General features: G+C 71.2%; 18 protein-coding genes and 1 pseudogene. 9 read left to right on the plus strand and 10 right to left on the minus strand.

Features of this window, described 5'->3' with window-relative positions; genetic code table 11:
• Positions 1-114 precede the first annotated feature (114 nt).
• From B1L11_RS52885 to B1L11_RS37265, 7 genes are all read left to right on the plus strand, one after another.
• A complete protein-coding gene (locus tag B1L11_RS52885) occupies positions 115-327 on the plus strand; it encodes a hypothetical protein (RefSeq protein ID WP_256863220.1) in 213 nt (70 codons plus the stop codon).
• A complete protein-coding gene (locus B1L11_RS37240; RefSeq protein ID WP_256863221.1) occupies positions 320-1,093 on the plus strand; it encodes an amino acid ABC transporter ATP-binding/permease protein in 774 nt (257 codons plus the stop codon). Before B1L11_RS52885 ends, B1L11_RS37240 begins: the two co-directional genes overlap by 8 nt.
• A gap of 161 nt (positions 1,094-1,254) precedes the next feature.
• Positions 1,255-2,187, plus strand: a complete 933-nt coding sequence (locus B1L11_RS37245) for an ABC transporter substrate-binding protein (protein WP_079319966.1) — start codon at positions 1,255-1,257, stop codon at positions 2,185-2,187.
• Positions 2,184-2,564 carry a hypothetical protein gene (locus tag B1L11_RS37250; protein ID WP_179155504.1) on the plus strand — a complete coding sequence of 127 codons (381 nt, stop codon included), beginning with the start codon at positions 2,184-2,186 and terminating at the stop codon, positions 2,562-2,564. The genes B1L11_RS37245 and B1L11_RS37250 overlap by 4 nt, the downstream gene beginning before the upstream one ends.
• A gap of 95 nt (positions 2,565-2,659) precedes the next feature.
• Positions 2,660-3,559, plus strand: coding sequence for a carbohydrate ABC transporter permease (locus tag B1L11_RS37255; RefSeq protein ID WP_079319968.1), 900 nt, complete (start codon positions 2,660-2,662; stop codon positions 3,557-3,559).
• The gene (locus B1L11_RS37260; protein ID WP_079319969.1) at positions 3,556-4,386 is read left to right on the plus strand and encodes a carbohydrate ABC transporter permease; all 831 of its coding nucleotides are present in this window, start codon (positions 3,556-3,558) and stop codon (positions 4,384-4,386) included. The genes B1L11_RS37255 and B1L11_RS37260 overlap by 4 nt, the downstream gene beginning before the upstream one ends.
• Before the next feature lie 11 nt (positions 4,387-4,397).
• The gene (locus B1L11_RS37265; protein ID WP_079319970.1) at positions 4,398-5,303 is read left to right on the plus strand and encodes a MurR/RpiR family transcriptional regulator; all 906 of its coding nucleotides are present in this window, start codon (positions 4,398-4,400) and stop codon (positions 5,301-5,303) included.
• Between the two features lie 72 nt (positions 5,304-5,375).
• Here B1L11_RS37265 and B1L11_RS37270 read toward each other — a convergent pair whose 3' ends face one another.
• The 7 genes from B1L11_RS37270 to lon all read right to left on the minus strand — a co-directional run bounded on the left by B1L11_RS37270 (position 5,376) and on the right by lon (position 14,888).
• A complete protein-coding gene (locus B1L11_RS37270) occupies positions 5,376-6,680 on the minus strand; it encodes a S1C family serine protease (RefSeq protein ID WP_079319986.1) in 1,305 nt (434 codons plus the stop codon).
• Positions 6,681-6,814: 134 nt separating this feature from the next.
• Positions 6,815-8,350, minus strand: a complete 1,536-nt coding sequence (locus B1L11_RS37275) for an acyl-CoA synthetase (RefSeq protein ID WP_079319971.1) — start codon at positions 8,348-8,350, stop codon at positions 6,815-6,817.
• Between the two features lie 59 nt (positions 8,351-8,409).
• Positions 8,410-9,549, minus strand: a complete 1,140-nt coding sequence (locus B1L11_RS37280; RefSeq protein ID WP_079319972.1) for a Fic family protein — start codon at positions 9,547-9,549, stop codon at positions 8,410-8,412.
• Between the two features lie 67 nt (positions 9,550-9,616).
• Complete coding sequence (locus B1L11_RS37285; protein ID WP_079319973.1) at positions 9,617-10,450, minus strand: MetQ/NlpA family ABC transporter substrate-binding protein; 834 nt, start codon at positions 10,448-10,450, stop codon at positions 9,617-9,619.
• Between the two features lie 22 nt (positions 10,451-10,472).
• Complete coding sequence (locus B1L11_RS37290) at positions 10,473-11,129, minus strand: methionine ABC transporter permease (protein ID WP_079319974.1); 657 nt, start codon at positions 11,127-11,129, stop codon at positions 10,473-10,475.
• Positions 11,126-12,070, minus strand: a complete 945-nt coding sequence (locus tag B1L11_RS37295) for a methionine ABC transporter ATP-binding protein (protein ID WP_079319975.1) — start codon at positions 12,068-12,070, stop codon at positions 11,126-11,128. Before B1L11_RS37295 ends, B1L11_RS37290 begins: the two co-directional genes overlap by 4 nt.
• Positions 12,071-12,527: 457 nt before the next feature.
• Positions 12,528-14,888, minus strand: a complete 2,361-nt coding sequence (gene lon / locus B1L11_RS37300; RefSeq protein ID WP_079319987.1) for an endopeptidase La — start codon at positions 14,886-14,888, stop codon at positions 12,528-12,530.
• Positions 14,889-15,114: 226 nt separating this feature from the next.
• Between lon and B1L11_RS37305 the strand changes: the two are divergent.
• Positions 15,115-16,200 (plus strand): annotated as a pseudogene (locus tag B1L11_RS37305) (MFS transporter); the annotation flags it as partial.
• Positions 16,201-16,301: 101 nt separating this feature from the next.
• Here the strand turns inward: B1L11_RS37305 and B1L11_RS52890 are convergent.
• On the minus strand, positions 16,302-16,532 hold the full coding sequence (locus B1L11_RS52890; protein WP_143737824.1) for a hypothetical protein: 231 nt from the start codon (positions 16,530-16,532) through the stop codon (positions 16,302-16,304).
• A 77-nt stretch (positions 16,533-16,609) separates the two neighbouring features.
• On the opposite strand from B1L11_RS52890, the gene B1L11_RS37310 reads away from it, so the two are divergent.
• Positions 16,610-17,275, plus strand: a complete 666-nt coding sequence (locus B1L11_RS37310; RefSeq protein ID WP_079319976.1) for an AIM24 family protein — start codon at positions 16,610-16,612, stop codon at positions 17,273-17,275.
• Positions 17,276-17,317: 42 nt separating this feature from the next.
• Here B1L11_RS37310 and B1L11_RS37315 read toward each other — a convergent pair whose 3' ends face one another.
• Both B1L11_RS37315 and B1L11_RS37320 read right to left on the minus strand, forming a co-directional pair.
• Positions 17,318-17,896 (minus strand): HAD-IA family hydrolase, encoded by a 579-nt coding sequence (locus B1L11_RS37315; protein ID WP_079319977.1) that lies wholly within the window; start codon positions 17,894-17,896, stop codon positions 17,318-17,320.
• 30 nt (positions 17,897-17,926) lie between these two features.
• Positions 17,927-18,760: a hypothetical protein gene (locus B1L11_RS37320; protein WP_079319978.1), complete on the minus strand. Its 834-nt coding sequence runs from the start codon at positions 18,758-18,760 to the stop codon at positions 17,927-17,929.
• Between the last annotated feature and the right edge of the window lie 147 nt (positions 18,761-18,907).

An 18,907-nucleotide genomic window follows, 5' to 3' on the forward strand; every position in this document is an offset into this window, starting at 1 on the left:
GCTGCGCCGGGCGACAGGATGCAGGCGATCGGGGCGAGGCCGGCACAACGCCACTGACAATCCCTGCTGGAGCGGGGGCAGGCCCGGATCAACGCCGCCGCGCTCGGCGTCGGCATGCTGACGCAGGGACTGACCGTCGTCGTCGTGGTCCTGACGGCCCAGGCCGCCGGTCTCGGCCGGGTCGCGACCGCCGTGGCCGCCCTGACCGCGCTGGTCGCCTTCGAGCCCGCGCTGCCGCTGGCGGCCGCGGGGCGAGCGGTTCGCGGGGGTGGTCGCGGCGCTGCGCAGGCTCAGGGAGACCGCCGCCACTCCCCCGGCGGTGCGTGAGCCCGCGGATCCGGCGCCCGCGCCCGAACCGCCGCTGACGGTCGAGGTCGACGACCTCGTGGTGCGCCACGGCGGGCGTGAGCCCGCGCTGAACGGCGTGAGCCTGACGCTGACGCCGGGCCGCCGGGTCGCGGTGGTCGGCCCGAGCGGCGCGGGGAAGAGCACCCTGCTGTCGGCGCTGATGCGGACCGTGGAGATCGAGTCCGGCGCGATCCGGCTCAACGGGGTCGACGTGCGGCGCCTGTCCTCCGACGACGTGCGGGCGCTCGTCACGGGCCTCACCCAGGACCCGTACGTCTTCCAGGCCACGGTCAGCGACAACCTGCGCCTGGCCGGGCCGCAGGCGTCCACCGAGGACATCGAGGCGGCCGTACGGCGGGCCCGCCTGGACGCCTGGACCGAGCGCACCGGCTGGGACGCGGTGCTCGGCGAGGACGGCAGGACGGTCTCCGGCGGCCAGCTCCAGCGGCTCGCGCTGGCCCGGGCCCTGCTGTACGACCCGCCGGTGCTGCTGCTGGACGAGCCGGCCGAGGCCCTGGACGAGGAGACGGCCGACCTGCTGATGGCCGACCTGCTGGACGCCACCCGCGGCCGCACCACGCTGCTGGTCACCCACCGGCTGCGCGGCCTGGAACAGGTCGACGAGATCGTCGTGCTGGAGGGCGGCAGGGTCACCCAGCGCGGCGCGCACGCCGACCTCGTCGCCGTGCCGGGTTACTACCGCGATCTGTGGGAGTCGGAGGCCCTCACCCGCCACCGCGGCTGACCGCTCTCGCCCCGCCACCTGTTCGCGTGAACCTTCCGTGAAGAAGGCATTGCGGATCTTGTCAGATGTAAGTAATTTTCAGACAACGCGATGACCTTGCATGGTATTTACCTACAACGCATGGCGCTCGCCGAAGTGGCTACGAGCCGACAGGGAGTCTCATGAAGAGAAGATGGATCGCGGGAGCCATCGGCGTGCTCGCGGTGGCGCTGGCGGCGTGCGCTCCAGGGCAGGGCAGTACAGCGCAGAGCGGCGCATCCGAGCAGGGCGACAAGGCGGGCGGTGACAAGGTCACGCTGAGTCTGTGGTCGTGGCGGGTGGAGGACGTCAAGGCGTACGAGAAGATCCTCGCCACGTTCGAGAAGTCGCACCCGAAGATCCATGTCGAGTTCAAGCCGTTCCAGGCCACCGAGTACCCCAACATCCTGGCCACCGGCCTGTCCGGCACCGCCGGGCCCGACGTCGCCCAGCTGAAGTCCTACGGCGGGTTGCAGCCGCTGGTCGAGGCGGGCCAGCTGGTGCCGCTGGACGGCAAGGTGGAGGCGCTGTCCGGCTTCGACGCCAAGCTGCTGGAGGGCGCCAAGGGCCACAAGGACGGCAAGATCTACGGCGTGCCGTTCGCCTACCAGACGCTCCAGGTGCTCTACAACAAGAAGCTGTTCGGCGACAACGGCATCCAGCCCCCCGCCACCTGGGACGACATGATCGCGGCGGCCGGCAAGCTGAAGGCGGCCGGGGTCACGCCGTTCGCCGTCGCGGCCGGGCCCGACGCGACCTGGACGTTGCCGATCGTCCACGAGATCTTCGGCAACGCCCGTTACGGCAGCACGAAGTTCCGGGACGCGCTGCTGCGCGGCGAGAAGAAGTTCACCGACCCCGACTTCACGGCCTCGATCAAGCTGATCAAGGACCTGGAGCCGTACTTCCCCAAGGATGTAGTGGCCGTCAAGATCCCCGACGTCCAGGCGCTGTTCGCCACCGGAAAGGCCGCGATGTACCCCACGGGCAGCTTCGACCTGGCGCCCGTGCTCGCGGCAACCCGAGCCTGGATCTCGGCGTCTTCCAGGTGCCGCCGCCGCCCGGCTCCCCGGTGACCACGCCCGTGACGCCGGGCTGGGCCGACGGCTCGTTCGGCGTCAACGCCAAGTCGGCCCACCAGGCCGAGGCGCTCGAACTGGTCAAGTGGATGGCGACGCCGGAGTTCGGGCAGCTCTACGCGAGCGAGCTGAAGCAGCTGTCGGCGGTTCCCGGGGTCACGCCGCCGGACCCGCTGCTGGCCGAGATGGCGAAGAACTACGCCGCCAACGGCGCGCCGTACACGCTGCTCGTCGACTTCCGGTACGGCCAGCCGAACGGCGACGCGGTCTTCCGGGACGAAGTGCAGAAGATGCTGGCGGGCCAGACCGATCCCAAGGCGGTCGCCGAGAGCGTGCAGAAGGGCGTCGGGCAGTGGTTCAAGCCGGGGAACTGAGCACGCCCCGGCGCTCTCCCGGACGGTTCCCCCGACGCCTTTCCGGCCGCTTTTCCGGGCGTCGCGCGGCACGCACCGGCGCCGGTCGCCGGTACGTGCCGCGGTGGCGGGTGCTGGCCGTCTTCCTGCTGCCCGCGTTCCTGCTCTACTCGGTCTTCATCGTCTATCCACTGGTCACCGCGCTCGACTACAGCTTCTTCGAGTGGCGCGGAATCCGGCAGACGGGGTTCGCCGGGCTCGCCAACTACCGGGACCTGTTCGGCGTCTACCCCTACGACCAGCAGCTGTGGCGGGCGCTGGCGCACAACGCGCTGTTCTTCGCCGGGACGATGCTGATCCAGAACACGGTCGGGCTGCTGTTCGCCCTCCTGCTGTTCCGGTACGGCCGCGGCAAGCGGTTCCTGCAGGCCGCGTTCACAACGCCCTACCTGGTGGACCCGCTGGTCGTCGGCTACCTGTGGAGCCTGCTGCTCAACCCGACGTTCGGCCCGGTCAACTCGCTGCTCGAGGCGGCCGGGCTGGACTCGTGGGCGCTGCCCTGGCTGGGCGACACGCGTACGGCGCTGCCGGTCGTCATCCTGGTCAATGCCTGGCAGTGGGTGGGCTTCCCCATGCTGCTGTTCTCCGCCGCGCTCGCCGGAATCCCGGCCGAGTATCACGAGGCGGCCCGGGTCGACGGCGCCTCGGCCTGGCAGGCGTTCCGGCGGGTGACGCTGCCGCTGCTCACCCCGGCGATCGGCGTGGTGAGCGTGCTGACGTTCATCGGCAACTTCAACGCCTTCGGACTGGTCTACGCGATGGCCGGGTCCACCGGGTCCCCGGCGGGCTCGACCGACGTGCTCGGCCTGCTGTTCTACCGGGTCGCGTTCGTCGAAGGCGGCGTGAACGCGATCGGGCGGTCGTCGGCGCTCGCCGTGCTGATGTTCGTGTTCATCTTCGGGGTGTCGCTACTGGCCAGCTCGTACTTCCGGCGCCGGGAGAGGAGGCTGCTGTGACGGCCCGGCACCGGGCGCCGGGGCGCGTCGCCGTCCACCTGCTGCTGTGGGGGTACGCGGTCGTCGCGCTGCTGCCGTTGGTCGTCATGCTGGTCAACTCGCTGCGGCCCACCAGCGAGATCTTCACCGCGCCGCTGGGGCTGCCGGCGTCCCCGACGCTGCGCAGTTACGGCCGGGTGTGGACGGAGGCGTCGTTCAGCACCTACCTGCTGAACTCGCTGACCGTCACCTGCGGCGCCGTGCTGCTCGGCACGGCGGTCTCCGCGCTGGCGGCCTACCCGCTGGCCCGCTACGACTTCTTCGGCAACCGGGTGCTCGGGGCGTACTTCCTGGCGGGGCTCATGCTGCCGATCCGGCTGGGCCTGGTGCCGATCTTCTACCTCATGGACTCCATGGGGCTGATCGACTCGCTGCTCGGGCTCACGCTGCTGTACGCCGCGTCGGGGGTGCCGTTCTGCATGTTCGTGCTGTCGGCGTTCTACCGTTCCCTGCCGGGGGAGCTGGACGAGGCGGCCCGGCTCGACGGGGCCGGCGAGTTCCGGATCTTCGGGCAGATCATGCTGCCACTGGTGCGGCCCGCGCTGGCGTCGGTGACGCTGTTCCAGTTCGTGCCGCTGTGGCATGAGTTCCTCTACCCGCTGGTGCTGCTGCGCTCCGACGAGAAGTTCACGATCCCGCGCGGGTTGTCGCAGTTCTTCGGCGAGTACACGACCGACTGGTCGGCGCTGTTCGCCGGTCTGGTCCTCGCCACGGCGCCGCTCTTCGTGCTGTTCGTCCTGGCGACCAAGCAGATCATCGCCGGGCTGACCGCCGGCATGAGCAAGTAGAGGCAGGGCGGATGAGCCCCGGCGACGACCACCCGAGCGGCATCCCGGCTTCGAACGGGATTCTCGTGCGGCTGCGCGGCGCGATCCGGTCTCTGCGGCCCGCGGAGCAACGGGTCGCGCGCGCGGTGCTGGCCGACCCCCAGGGCGTCGCGGACCGGCCGATCGGGGCGCTCGCCCGCGAGTGCGGCACCTCGGAGGCCACGGTGCTGCGCTTCTGCCGGGCCATCGGGCTGCGCGGCTACCCCGAGCTGCGGATCGCGCTCGCCCGCGAGGCGACGCTGGAGGCGTCGCGTGCCGGGGACGCACGCCCGCTCGACGGCGACATCAGCGCCGACGATCCGCTGGAGGAGATCGTCGCCAAGATCGGCTACAGCGACTCCCGCGCGGTCGCGGAGACCGCCGAGCACCTCGACACCGCCGCGCTGGAGCGTGCGGTCACCGCCATCGCCGGGGCCCGCCGCGTGGACCTCTACGGCGCCGGGGCGAGCGGCTTCGTCGCGGCCGATCTGCACCAGAAGCTGCACCGGATCGGCCTGATGGCCTTCGCCTGGCAGGACTTCCACAGCGCGCTCACCTCGGCCGCGCTGCTTCGCGGGGGCGACGTCGCGATCGGCATCTCGCACACCGGCACCACCGTCGACGTCCTGGACGCGCTGCGGCTCGCCGCCGACCGGCGGGCGACCACGATCGCGATCACGAACTTCGACCCCTCGCCGATCACGGAGCTCGCCGACATCGTGCTGAAGACCGCGGCCCGCGAGACCCCGTTCCGCTTCGGCGCGATGGGCAGCAGGATCGCCCAGCTCACCGTCGTCGACTGCCTCTCCGTCGGGGTGGCCGCCCGGCTCACGTACGACGAGACCCTCACCGCCCTGGAGGACACCTTCCGCGCGATCAGCGGCCGCCGGCGCAGGTAGGCACTTCTCTCAGGAAAAGCGATCGCCGACGGGCCGTCCCCCCAGAGGCCCGCCGGCGACGATCGTGGACCGTCAGCTCGTGGACGACTGCTCCGCGAGCGCGGTGGTGATGGTGTTCTCCTTGCCGTCACGGGTGTAGGTGACCGTCACCTTGTCGCCGGGGCGGGAGCTGCGGATGGTGCCGACGAGCGCCTCCGCGCTGTCCACCAGCTTGTCGTTGATCTTGGTGATCAGGTCGCCCTCCTTGAGGCCGGCCTTCTCCGCCGGGCTGCCGGCCGTGATCGAGCTGACCACCGCGCCGGACGCGCCGCCGACCGCGTCGGCCACGCTCACGCCGAAGAAGGCGTGGGTCGCCTTGCCCGTCTTGATGAGCTGCTCGGAGACGAGCTTCGCGGTGTTGATGGGGATCGCGAAGCCCACGCCGATGTTGCCGGAGCTGGAGCCCGAGGTGGCGATCGCCGTGTTGACGCCGACGACCTGCCCGGAGGAGTTGACCAGCGCGCCGCCGGAGTTGCCGGGGTTGATCGCGGCGTCGGTCTGGATCATGCCGCCGATCGTGGTGCCCTGGCTCTGCGGCTGCTGCTGCTGTTCCATGCCCCAGGGGAACTGCGGCTGCTGCTGCTCTTCGGGGGCCTCGGTCAGCGTGCGGTCGAGGGCGCTCACGATGCCGGAGGTGACCGATCCCTCCAGGCCGAGCGGGCTGCCGATCGCGAGGACGGCGTCGCCGACCTGGAGCTTGTCGCTGTCGCCGAGGGAGGCGGGGGTCAGGCCGGACACGCCCTGCGCCTGGATGACCGCGAGGTCGGTGGTGGGGTCGGTGCCCTTGATGACGGCGTTGGCGGTCTTGCCGTCGCTGAACTTCACGGTGACCGTGCCACCGCCCCCGCCGCCGATGCTCACCACATGGTTGTTCGTCAGGATCAGACCGTCGGCCGACAGGATGACACCGGACCCCTCGCCGCCGGCCGTGGCGGTCTTCACCTCGATGGACACCACGGACGGCATGATCGCCTTGGCCACCGCCGCGATGGTGGTGGTGGAGGAGTTGGACACCCCCTTGACCACCGGGCTCGCGATCACCGTCTGCCCGCCGTTCACACTGTTCGCGACGAGGGCCCCGGTGACCCCGCCGCCCAGCGCCACGGCCACGAGGGCGAGGCCCGCACCCGCCTTCTGTCGGGCGGTCAGCGTGCCCTTCCGCGCCGGAGGCGGCGGAAACTGCGCCGTGTCATAAGAACCGCTCCCGTAGGCGCCGTACGACTGGTACGCCCCGGTGTACTGCCCGTGCTGCGGCGGAGTGCTTCCAAACTGGCTCCAGCCGTGACCGGGGAGTATCTGGGTGTTCTCGTCGCCGGGAACGTGCTCAGGTGAACTCATCGCCATCCCCCTCAATGGATTCGCCGGTGATCCCGGCTCTCCGCCGGTACACGTAATACGATGACGCATCGGCGATAAGGTCTCGCTAAGCGATCAGCGGTGGGGATCCCCGAGCGCCCTACGCGTACTTTATGTCAGCTCGTCCGGGGCCAGTACTCGTCCCTGAGCAGGCGCTTGTACAGCTTGCCGGTGGGGTGGCGGGGCAGCTCGTCCCGGAAGTCGACCGACTTCGGGCACTTGTAGTGGGCCAGGCGTTCCCGGCAGTAGGCGATCAGCTCGGCCTCCAGGGCGGGACCGGCGGCGGCCGGGTCCGCCGGCTGCACGACGGCCTTGACCTGCTCGCCCATCTCGGGGTCCGGCACCCCGAAGACGGCCACGTCGGCCACCTCGGGGTGCATCGCCAGCACGTTCTCGGCCTCCTGCGGGTAGATGTTCACCCCACCGGAGATGATCATGTACGAGCGCCGGTCGGTGAGGTAGAGGAAGCCGTCATCGTCCAGGTAGCCGATGTCCCCCAGCGTGGTCCAGCCGCGGCCCTTGGGGTCCTGGACCGACGCGGTCTTCTCGGGGTCGCCGTGATACTCGAACTTCGGCCCGTCCGAGAAGTAGACCGTGCCGTGCTCACCGGGCGGCAGCTCGTTTCCGTCCTCGTCGCAGACGTGGGTGACCCCGAGCAGCGGCCGGCCCACCGTGCCCTTGTGGGCGAGCCAGTCCTCCGGCCCCGCGTACAGGAAGCAGTTGCCCTCCGTGCCCGCGTAGTACTCGTGGATGATCGGCCCCCACCACTCCATCATCCGCTCCTTGACCTCGACGGGGCAGGGCGCGGCGGCGTGGATGGCGCAGCGCAGCGACGACAGGTCGTAGCGCTCGCGCACCTCCTCGGGCAGCTTGAGCATCTTGACGAACATCGTGGGCACCCACTGCGCGTGGGTGACCCGGTGCCGCTCGACGAGCGCCAGCGCCTCCTCGGGGTCGAACCTCTCCATCACCACCACGGTCGCGCCGAGGCGCTGGAACGACATGCTGTACCGCAGCGGAGCGGCGTGGTAGAGCGGCGCGGGCGACAGGTACACGCTGTCGGCCGAGGGCGCGAACAGGAACTGGATGAGCTGCACCAGGGCGCCGGGGGCCTCCAGCGGCGCCCGGCTGAGCGGCGGCTTGACCCCCTTGGGGCGTCCCGTGGTGCCCGACGAGTAGAGCATGTCGGCGCCCTGGCACTCGTCGTCGACCGGCGTCACGGGCTGCCCCGCCACGGCCTCCTCGTACGAGGTGAACCCCGGGGCGACGCCGTCGACCATGAGCCGCAGCTCGACCCCGGGCGTGGCCTCGGTGACGGCGCTCGCGACGCCGGCGAGCTTCGCCGAGGAGATGAAGACCCGGGCCCCGCAGTTGTCCACGATGTACGACAGCTCGTCGGCCTGGAGGCGGGAGCTGATCGCGGTGTAGTACAGGCCCGAGCGGTGCGCGGCCCAGGCGATCACGAGGAAGAGCGGATGGTTCTCCAGCATGAAGGCGATGTGATCGCCAGGCTTCAGGCCCGCGGCCCGCAGCAGATGGGCCAGGCGGTTGGATTCCTCGTCGAGCTCGCGAAAGGTGATCACACGGCCGGAGCCCGCCATGATCACTGCCGGTTTGTCCGGCATCACCGCCGCGATCGCCCCAGGGTGCATAACCGAACGTTACTCGGTTTGCTTTCCGCGCGGTAGGCGCGAATTCCCGATGCGTCCGCTCAGCCCTCCAGCGCCCGGTAGGGGTCGCGCAGCGGTCTGGCCCGCTCGGCGAACGCGGCCTTGATCTCCGTCATCTTCGGCCCCGGCGCGTAGAAGCGGCCCTTCGTCTCCCCGTACGGCTGGAGCCACCCGGTGGCCGCCAGCTCGCGCAGGTCGCGGGCGGCCTGGCCCTGGCTCAGCCCCTCGTCGGCCTGGTACATGCCCCGCCGCAGCCGCCGGGAGACGAACACCTGGTAGAGCGCCGAGACCGTGCGCGGGTGCAGGCCCTGCGCCCCGGTCTGCTCCTCCAGCAGCATCCACACCTCGCCCGCCTCGGCGAGCCGGCGTCCCACCCGCTGCGCCTGCATGTGGTGGCAGCGCAGGACGAACCGCACCCACGAGAGGGTGTCCCCGTGCGGGCTCCACCGGCGGCGTCCCACCTCGCCGAGCACGTCATAGTAGTCGTAGGTGGTGCGGCCCTCGCCCAGCCACTCCTCGATCGAGGCGAACTCCGGCGTGGTGATCTGGTCGCGGCCGAGCACGAGCGTCTGCAGCGCCCGCGACATGCGCCCGTTGCCGTCCCGCCACGGGTGGATCTTGACGAGGTTGAGGTGCGCCATGGCGGCGCGCACGTAGCTGGGCGCGCCGAGGTCGCCCCCGTTGAGCCACTCGACCAGTTCCGCCAGCAGGTCGGGGACCTGTTCGTGGTCCGGGCCCTCGTAGACCACCTCGCCGGTGGCGGAGTTGCGCACGTAGATCCCGCCGGGCCGCACCGTGCCCGGCGTCTTGTCCACGTGATGGCCGATCATCATGAAGTTGAGCGCGTGCAGCAGGCCCGCGTCGTAGCGGAAGACCCGTGCCCGCGACAGGGTGCCGATGTAGGTGAGCGCCTGCCGGTAGCCGGCGATCTCCCGGGCCACGGCCGCCGACGTCTCCAGGGGGTCCTCGCCGGACATGATCGACTCGATGTCCTCGACGCTGGCGTGGTAGCCCTCGATGGAGTTGGATCCCTGGATCGCGCGCGCCTGCAACTGCCGCCGCAGCAGGCCGTCCCAGCGGTGGGCCTCCGCCAGCCGGTATTTCAGGTCGCGCCGCATCTCCTCGATCTCGGCGAGCACCTTCTCGTCCGCGGCCTCCAGTGCCGGTGTCCCGTACAACATGGGGCCATGACAGCATGGACGAATCATCCGGTCAAGCGACTGGATGATTCGTCCACATATGTTCGCGTCAGGAGGCGGGGATGACCGAGCCCTTGAAGGTGTCCTCGATGTACTTCTTCACCTCGGGGCCGGTCAGCAGCCCGGCCAGCGTCTTCACCCGCGGGTCGCTCTCGTGCCCCTGCGCGACCACCAGGCCGTTGGCGTACGGGTTGCCCTCGGCCTTCTCCAGCACCAGCGCGTCGGAGGACGGGTTGAGGTTCGCCTCCAGCGCGTAGTTGCCGTTGATCACGGCGGCGTCGACGTCGTCGAGCGAGCGCGGGAGCTGCGCGGCCTCCAGCGGGCGGAAGGTCAGGTTCTTCGGGTTGCCGGTCACGTCGCGCTCGGTCGCGGCGGTGCCCACGCCGTCCTTGAGCGTGACCACGCCGTTGTCGGCGAGCAGCTTGAGCGCCCGGCCGAGGTTGGTGGCGTCGTTGGGCACCGCGACCGTGCCGCCCTGCGGCAGCGAGGCGAGGTCCTTGACCTTCTTGGAGTACAGGCCGAGCGGCTCCAGGTGCACGGGGGCGACGAAGCTCAGCTTCGTGCCCTTGGAGGCGTTGAAGTCGTCCAGGTAGGGCTTGTGCTGGAAGTAGTTGGCGTCGAGCTGGCCGTCCTGGAGCTGCAGGTTGGGCTGCACGTAGTCGCTGAATTCGACGATCTCAAGCTTCAGGCCCTTCGCGGCGGCCAGATTGTCGGCCACGTACTTCAGGATCTGCGCGTGCGGCACCGGGCTCACGCCGACCTTGAGCGGGGCGTTCGCCGCCGCCGTGCCGGAGGCGGTCGCGGTGTCCGAAGACGAGGACCCGCAGGCGGACAACACGAGCGCGACCACGGCGGCGATGACGAGGCCGAGCGTTCTACGCATGGGACAGAACTCCTTAGATGGGTTAACGGTGGGAAAGACGGCGGGCGACGGCGTCGCCCAGGGTCTGCGCGAGCTGCACCACGACGACCAGCACGACCACGGTGACGACCATGAGCGTGGTCTCGAACCGCTGGTATCCGTAGCGGACGGCGAGGTCGCCGAGACCGCCACCGCCGATCACCCCGGCCATGGCCGAGTAGGAGATGAGCGTGACCACGGTGACGGTCAGCCCGGCGACCAGGCCGGGCAGCGCCTCGGGGAGCAGGACGCGCGCCACGATCGTCACCCGGCCCGCCCCCATCGCCTCGGCCGCCTGCACGACGTCGCGGCCCACCTCGCGCAACGCCGTCTCCACCAGCCGGGCGAAGAACGGCACCGCCCCGATCGTCAGCGGGACCACCGCGGCGGCGGTCCCGATCGTGGTGCCGGTGAGCACGCGGGTCACCGGGATGACCGCGATCATGAGGACGATGAAGGGCAGCGACCGGCCGACGTTGACGACCAGGCCGAGCACGCGCCGCACGGCGGGGGCCGGGAACAGCCCGCCCCGGTCCGTCCCGGCCAGGCAGACGCCGAGCGGCAGCCCGAACAGCACGGTGAACAACGTGGACCAGCCCACCATCACGGCGGTCTGCCCGGTGGCCTCCCACAGCAGAGGGCTCATCTCCGACCAGGTCATGCGTCCTCCTCCACCAGCAGGCCGCGCTCGCGCAGGTCGGCGAGGGCGGCAGCCGTACCGGATCCGGTGATCCGCAGCCGCAGCCGGCCCGCCGGGACCCCCGCGACCTGTTCGACCGCGCCCGCGGCGACGGCGACGTCCACGTCGTACGTGCGCGCGAGCCTCGACAGCAGGGTCTGGTCGGCGGCCAGGGCGACCGTCACGGTGCCGGGCTCGGCGGGCGGCAGCGGGAACAGCTCGGCCGCCAGGCGCGACCCGGGGGTGGCGAGCAGGTCGGGGATGGGGCCCGCCTCGGCGATCCGCCCGTCGCTCATGATCGCCGCCGAGTCGCAGACGGCCTTGATGACGTCCATCTCGTGGGTGATGAGCAGGATGGTCAGCCCCAGCTCCCGGTTGAGCCGCCGCAGCAGGGCCAGGATCGACTGGGTCGTGGCGGGGTCGAGCGCGGAGGTGGCCTCGTCCGACAGCAGCACCGACGGCTCGGCCGCGAGCGCCCGCGCGATGCCGACCCGCTGCTTCTGGCCGCCGGACAGCTGCGCGGGGTAGGCCCCGGCCCGGTCGGTCAGCCCCACGAGGTCGAGCATCTCCGCGACGCGCCGGGCCCGGGCGGCCCTGCCGACGCCCATGACCTCCAGGGGGAAGGCCACGTTGCCCGCCACCGTGCGCGACGACAGCAGCGCGAAGTGCTGGTGGATCATGCCGATGCGCTGGCGGGCGCGGCGCAGGTCGGCCGCGCCGAGGGCGGTCAGCTCGCGCCCGTCGACGGTCACCACGCCCTCGTCGGGACGCTCGAGCAGGTTGACGCAGCGCAGCAGGGTGCTCTTGCCTGCGCCGCTGCGCCCGAGCACGCCGAAGACCTCGCCCTTGCCGACGTGGAGGTCGACGCCGTCGAGCGCGACGACGTCGCCGTAGGCCTTGCGCAGGCCCGTAACCGTGATCACTTGCTGTCCTTCGAAAACGTTGAGCCGACTCCGCTTGGCCTCGCGCGCGTGAGGCGAGCGATCCTTGAGGGGCGCGCCGCCGATCTGGACTGAGGAGCGAGCGGGGAGCGAGGGACGAGCGGCTCCGAGCGACGAGGGAAGTGCTGAATGGCGCGCCTCCGGCACGACCAGGCGGGTGTGAGCGCCCCGATGGTGAGCGGGAAACACAGCGTGATCCGGCGCAGGATCAGATCGGGCAGCGGGGAGAGCGTCATCGGTGAGTGCCTTCGTGAGAGGGGTGGGGTCGCGGGCTTCAGGCCGTGGGACACCCTCGCTCGGGCGGGTTCACCAGGTTCGATACGCTCACGACCGGCTGAAACAGGAGTGAGCTAATCCTTATTCCATACCGGGAATGTGTGCTTCGTCACAGGGAAAGGCCCGCGCCTCCGGAGCGGAGACGCGGGCCGTGTGGAGTGGGTCAGGCGGCCGCCTGCTGAGCGACCGTCGCCGGGGTGAGGGCCAGGTCGAGGACCTCGCGGACGTCGCTCACCGCGTGGACGGTGAGGTCGGCCAGCACCTCGGCCGGGACGTCGTCCAGGTCGGGCTCGTTGCGCGCCGGGATGAGCACCGTGGTGATCCCCGCCCGGTGGGCCGCCAGCAGCTTCTGCTTGACCCCGCCGATCGGCAGCACCCGCCCGGTGAGGGACACCTCGCCGGTCATCGCCACGTCGGCGCGGACCGGCCGGCCCGACAGCAGCGAGGCCAGGGCGGTGGTCATCGTGACACCGGCCGAAGGGCCGTCCTTCGGCACCGCGCCCGCGGGCACGTGGATGTGCACCGACCTGTCCTTGAGCGACCCGACCGGCAGTTCCAGCTCGGCGCCCCGCGACCGCAGGAAGGACAGCGCGATCTGCGCCGACTCCTTCATCACGTCGCCGAGCTGGCCGGTCAGGGTCACACCGGTCGCCCCGGTCTCCGGGTCGGCCAGCGACGCCTCGACGTAGAGGACGTCGCCGCCCGCGCCGGTCACCGCGAGGCCGGTCGCCACGCCCGGCACCGCCGTACGCTGCCGGGCCTCCGGCAGGGACGACTCGGGCACGTGGCGCGGCCGGCCCAGGTAGGAGACCAGGTCGCCGGCCGTGACCGTCACCGGGAGCTCGGCCTCGCCGAGGGCGACCTTCGCCGTCGCCTTGCGCAGGATCCGGGCGATCGAGCGCTCGAGAGAGCGGACGCCCGCCTCGCGGGTGTACTCGCCCGCCAGGCGGCGCAGCGCCGCCTCCTCCACCGTCACGTCGTCGGCGGTGAGGCCGGCCTTCTCCAGGTTGCGCGGGAGCAGATGGTCGCGGGCGATGGCGACCTTCTCGTCCTCGGTGTAGCCGTCGAGCGTGACGATCTCCATGCGGTCGAGCAGCGGCCCGGGCACCTGCTCCAGCACGTTGGCCGTGGCGAGGAACAGCACGTCGCTCAGGTCGAGCTCGACCTCCAGGTAGTGGTCGCGGAACGTGTGGTTCTGCGCCGGGTCGAGCACCTCGAGCAGCGCCGCCGTCGGGTCGCCCCGGTAGTCGGCGCCGACCTTGTCGATCTCGTCGAGCAGCACGACCGGGTTCATCGAGCCCGCCTCGCGGATCGCCCGGACGATGCGGCCGGGCAGCGCCCCCACGTACGTGCGCCGGTGACCGCGGATCTCCGCCTCGTCGCGGACGCCGCCGAGGGCGACGCGGACGAACTTGCGGCCCATGGCGCGGGCGACCGACTCGCCGAGCGAGGTCTTGCCGACTCCGGGAGGGCCGGCCAGCGCGAGGACGGCGCCGCTGCGCCGGCCGCCGACCACCCCGAGGCCCTTGTCGGCCCTGCGCTTGCGCACCGCGAGGTATTCCACGATGCGGTCCTTCACGTCGTCCAGGCCCGTGTGGTCGGCGTCGAGCACCGCGCGGGCCCCGGCGATGTCGTACTCGTCGGTCGTGTGGACGTTCCACGGCATGTCGAGCACGGTGTCGAGCCACGTGCGGATCCAGCCGCTCTCGGGCGACTGGTCGGAGGCCCGCTCCAGCTTGCCGACCTCCTTGAGCGCGGCCTCCCTGACCTTCTCCGGCAGGTCGGCGGCCTCGATGCGGGCGCGGTAGTCCTCCTCCTCGTCGGAGGGGTCGCCGTTGAGCTCGGCGAGCTCCTTGCGCACGGCCGCGAGCTGCTGGCGGAGCAGGAACTCGCGCTGCTGCTTCTCCATGCCCTCCTGGACGTCCTTGCGGATGGTCTCCGCGACGTCCAGCTCGGCGAGGTGGTCGCGGGCCCAGCCGACCAGCTTGTCCAGGCGCTCGGCCGGGTCGGCGGTCTCCAGGAGCAGCAGCTTCTGCGGCGTCTGCAGCCAGGGAGCGTATCCCGCGCTGTCGGCGAGGACGGCGGGGTCCTTGATCTGGTTGACCGCGTCGACCACCTGCCACGCGCCCCGCTTCTGCAGGATCGTGGTGGTGAGGGCCTTGTACTCCTTGGCGAGCTCCTCGGCCCTCGGCCCGGAGGCGACCGGCTCCAGCACCGTCGCCTCGACCCACAGCGCCGCGCCGGGGCCGGTGGTGCCGGTGCCGACGCGCATGCGGTCGACGCCGCGCACCACGGCCGCGGGCTCCCCGCCCGGCAGCCGGCCGACCTGTTCCACGACGGCGCTCACCCCCACCGGGCCGTAGCGGCCGTCTATGCGGGGCACCAGCAGGACCGTGCTCTCGCCATTGGCGCGGGCGGCGTCGATGGCCGCGCGGACCTCGGAGGCCGACAGATCGAGGGGCACGACCATGCCGGGCAGGACGACCTCGTCGTCGAGCGGAAGGACGGGAAGGATCTGGGACATCAGCACTCCACTAGGTTGAGTTATGTCGGCTCAACTAACAGGAGCCCGATCCTGTTCCCTGTTCTGCGTCAGTTCGCTGTGAGCGATCGTAATCGTGTAATCCCCACTGCTGTGGCGCACCCATTCCCCTGAGTGGCGCATGATGACGTCCATGACATCCGGACATATCCGGCTTCGCTCGGCACCGGGCCGGTGGGTGCTGCTGACCACGGTCCTCGGGTCGGGCATGGCGACGCTCGACGGCACCGTGGTCAACGTGGCCCTCCCCGCCCTCGGGCGCGACCTCCACGCCGGAATGTCCGGCCTCCAGTGGACCGTGAACGCGTACACCCTCACCATGGCGGCGCTGATCCTGCTGGGCGGGTCACTGGGCGACCGGCTCGGCAGGCGGAAGGTCTTCGTCGCCGGAGTGGCCTGGTTCGCCCTGGCCTCCGCCCTCTGCGGAATCGCGCCGAACGCGCCCGTGCTCGTGCTCGCCCGTGCACTCCAGGGCATCGGCGGGGCCCTGCTGATCCCCGGGTCCCTGGCGATCATCCAGGCGAGCTACGTGCGCGACGACCGGCCGCGCGCCGTCGGCGCCTGGTCGGGGCTGGGCGGCGTGGCCGCCGCCCTCGGGCCGCTGCTCGGCGGATGGCTCGTGGAGGCGGCCGGGTGGCGGTGGGTGTTCCTGCTCAACCTTCCGCTCGCGGCCGTCGTGGTCGGCGTCGCCGCCCGGCACGTGCCAGAGACCCGGGACGCCGGGCCGCACGGCCGCTTCGACGTGCTCGGGACCGTCCTCGCCGCCCCCGCGCTGGCCGGGCTGACGTACGGCCTGATCCTGGCGGGCGACGGCCTGGTGCCGCTGGCCGCCGGGCTCGTCCTGGCCGCCTGCTTCGTGGTGGTGGAGGTCCGGCGCTCGCCCCGGTCCCTCGTCCCCGTGGGGGTCTTCGCCTCGAAGGAGTTCACCGCGGTCAACGTCGTCACGCTGGTCATGTACGCCGCGATGGGCCTGGTGTTCTTCCTGCTGGTCGTCCAGCTCCAGGTGTCGGCCGGGTTCTCTCCCGTCGCCGCCGGGTCGGCGATGCTCCCGGTCACGGTCCTCATGCTGCTGCTGTCGCCCCGGGCCGGCGAGCTGGCGAGGAAGACGGGCCCGCGCCTGCCCATGACGGGAGGCATCCTCCTGTGCGCGGCCGGGCTGCTGCTGATGAGTCGCATCGCCCCGGGCTCGTCCTATCTCACCGGTGTGCTGCCCGCGGCGGTCGTGTTCGGGCTCGGCCTGTCCGCCGCCGTCGCCCCGCTCACCGCGACCGTGCTCGCCACGGCCGAGGAGCGGTACGCGGGCGTGGCCAGCGGGGTCAACAACGCCCTGGCCCGGACGGGCGGCCTCCTGGCCGTCGCGGCCGTCCCGCCACTGGTGGGGCTGACGGGGGACGCCTACGACTCCCCGGTCGCCTTCACCCGGGGGTTCCACACGTCGATGCTGGTCGGCGCGGCCATGATGGCCGTCGCGGCGGTCATCACGTTCGCCACGATCAGGTCGAACGTCCTCGCGACCGCGTCCGAGCGCCGCCCCGCCGCTGCCCGGTCGACGCGCCGCCCCTCGACCCCCGCCCCCCGGCGAGTTCGGGCACCTGACCGTCGTCGCGGTTCCTTCCACCCGATCACGCGGCCGCGCGTGGAACCGGAACCCCGCCCCCGATCGTCACTACCCGTGCACGATCACACTCATCGAAGGACTCTCCATGCGCAGCGCGCTCTTCGGGAACCTGAACGGCCAGCAGGTCCCCGGCAACTTCGTCCTGCAGAACTCCAAGATGCTCCGCGTCCACCTACCGCACGAGGTGATCGCCAGGCAGGGCTCGATGGTCGCCTTCCAGGGCCAGATGGACTTCGACTACGAAGGCTCCGGCGGAGTCGGCAGGCTGCTCAAGAAGATGGTGACCGGCGAGGGCGCGCCGCTGATGCGCGTCAGAGGGCAGGGCCTGCTGTTCCTGGCCGACGACGCCCACGACATCCACCTGTTCTACCTGGAGAACGAGGGCCTCACCGTCAACGGCCGCAACCTGCTGGCCTTCGATCCCCAGCTCACCTGGGACATCCAGCGGGTGCAGGGCGCGGGGATCGCCGCGGGCGGCCTGTTCAACATGACGATCAACGGCACCGGCTGGGTCGCGGTGACCGCGCACGGCACGCCGGTGCTCCTCGACACCTCCCAGATGCCGACGTTCGCCGACGGCCAGTCCGCGGTCTGCTGGAGCGCCCACCTGCAGGTGGGCGTCAACCGGACGATGAAGGCCGGCGCGCTGATCGGCCGTGGCAGCGGCGAGGCCATGCAACTCGCCTTCCGGGGCCAGGGGTTCGTCCTCGTCCAGGCGAGCGAGGGCCCGCCGGTGGTGCAGGCCCATTAGAAGCCCGGGCTCTGCGGCAATCCGTGCTCCCCGGGTTGCAGCTCAGCCCAGCAGTCTCTTGAGGTCCTCCCGCAGGGCGGCGGCGTCGCGGAAGTGGACGGCGGCGAGCCCCGCCCGCTCGGCCGCCGCGACATTCTCCAGCCGGTCGTCCACGAAGACGAGGTCGCCGGGGGCGACCCCGAGCCAGGCCACGGTCTCGTGGAAGATCTCCGGCTCCGGCTTCACCAGGCCCATCCGGCCGCTGTAGAACCGCGGGCCGATGGGCCGCATGAACGGCAGCGCGTCGATGCTCTCGGCGATGCAGACCGGCATGTTGGACAGCAGCGCCATGGGCACCCCGATCCCGGCCAGCTCGTCGATGATCGCCACGGTCTCCTCGTTGGGCCGCGACCAGCTCGCCGCGTCGAGGGCGACGACCGCGTCCAGCTCGGCGCCGTCCACCGGCCTGCCGTACACGTGGGACCAGTACGCGGCCGGGTCGAGCGTGGCCCGGTCGAAGTCGAGCCGCAGCTCCCAGTAGCGGTCCTCGAACCCCGGATCACCTCCCGCCATGCGCGCGACGTCCTCGGGGGCCTGGGGAAGCGACACGACGTTGCCGTAGTCGAAAAGCACAGTCTTCATGGTCGTACGATCATAACCCGTGTTCGGAACTCAGGTCACGTAGGGCTTGAGGTACTCGTTGGCGCTCCCGCAGCGCAGGTAGTTGCGCACGGTGTGGAAGTCCAGCCAGTCGATGTCGCACGAGACGTCCCGATCGACGCCGTCGAAGCACGACGCCAGCACGGCCGGGATCGCGGCGATGTCGTCCTTGTCGGCGATGTTGATCCAGCGGCGCACTCCCGGCGGGCGCGCCCCGCGGCCCCGGACCGGGACCGGCGCGAGCCGCTCGAAGACGACGTCGCGCATGCCGAGCGGGCTGCCCAGCGTCACGAGCAGTTCGACCGAGAGATCGGGATGCGCCCACAGGGCCTCGTACGTCACGACGCTGCCGAGGGAGTGGGCGACCACCACCCGGGGACGGCGCCTGCGGACGACGTCGGCCACCGCCTCACGGGCCCGCACGCGCGGGTCGCCGCCGCCCAGGTAGGCGGCCACCTCCGGGCAGAAGTCCTGGGCGAACCGCACCGCCTGCGGGCCCATCCTCGTCAGCAGCCACTCGGCAAGCCGGTGCGCGAGACCGGTGAGCGACTCCCCCGCCACGTCGCGGAACGGACCGCCGAGCTGGACCGCCCAGTCGGCGAGGACCAGCTTGGCCGGCGCCTCCATCTGCCGCGGCGGCTTCTGCGGCCCGGTGTGCAGGTGGTGGGCGTAGTAGGCGATCTCGGCGAAGTAGTCGCCCGCGCCGTCCGTCCGGCCGGTGAGCCCCTGGTGCAGGTAGGCGTTCCACTTGGCCCGCATGGTCTCGGCGGCGCCGCCCGCCGACCCGCCGGCCTCCTCGTAGTAGTGGTACTTGCCGATGCCGTGGACGCCCACGATCGAGGTCATGCTCCCGCCCATCCCTGTCGCCTGGAATACGGGGGTCACTGTGCCTGACGGGTTGGACCGCGACAACCGCAAGCGGTGTTTACGGTGATAAATGAAGAGCGGCGGTGATATTCACCGGGATAGGTTGGTCGTCCCGTCCATATGCCA

Origin of the sequence: Microbispora sp. GKU 823 (assembly GCF_002027145.1) — a bacterium.
Taxonomy (GTDB): domain Bacteria; phylum Actinomycetota; class Actinomycetes; order Streptosporangiales; family Streptosporangiaceae; genus Microbispora; species Microbispora siamensis.

Excerpts from the sequence above, each read along its gene's own strand:
- B1L11_RS37320 (WP_079319978.1), bottom strand. The coding sequence starts at position 18,760 with ATGACCTCGATCGTGGGCGTCCACGGCATCGGCAAGTACCACTACTAC.
- B1L11_RS52885 (WP_256863220.1), top strand. The coding sequence starts at position 115 with ATGCTGACGCAGGGACTGACCGTCGTCGTCGTGGTCCTGACGGCCCAG.
- B1L11_RS37315 (WP_079319977.1), bottom strand. The coding sequence starts at position 17,896 with ATGAAGACTGTGCTTTTCGACTACGGCAACGTCGTGTCGCTTCCCCAG.
- B1L11_RS37280 (WP_079319972.1), bottom strand. The coding sequence starts at position 9,549 with ATGTTGTACGGGACACCGGCACTGGAGGCCGCGGACGAGAAGGTGCTC.
- B1L11_RS37290 (WP_079319974.1), bottom strand. The coding sequence starts at position 11,129 with ATGACCTGGTCGGAGATGAGCCCTCTGCTGTGGGAGGCCACCGGGCAG.
- B1L11_RS37245 (WP_079319966.1), top strand. The coding sequence starts at position 1,255 with ATGAAGAGAAGATGGATCGCGGGAGCCATCGGCGTGCTCGCGGTGGCG.
- lon (WP_079319987.1), bottom strand. The coding sequence starts at position 14,888 with ATGTCCCAGATCCTTCCCGTCCTTCCGCTCGACGACGAGGTCGTCCTG.
- B1L11_RS37310 (WP_079319976.1), top strand. The coding sequence starts at position 16,610 with ATGCGCAGCGCGCTCTTCGGGAACCTGAACGGCCAGCAGGTCCCCGGC.
- B1L11_RS37265 (WP_079319970.1), top strand. The coding sequence starts at position 4,398 with ATGAGCCCCGGCGACGACCACCCGAGCGGCATCCCGGCTTCGAACGGG.
- B1L11_RS37285 (WP_079319973.1), bottom strand. The coding sequence starts at position 10,450 with ATGCGTAGAACGCTCGGCCTCGTCATCGCCGCCGTGGTCGCGCTCGTG.
- B1L11_RS37270 (WP_079319986.1), bottom strand. The coding sequence starts at position 6,680 with ATGAGTTCACCTGAGCACGTTCCCGGCGACGAGAACACCCAGATACTC.
- B1L11_RS37275 (WP_079319971.1), bottom strand. The coding sequence starts at position 8,350 with ATGCACCCTGGGGCGATCGCGGCGGTGATGCCGGACAAACCGGCAGTG.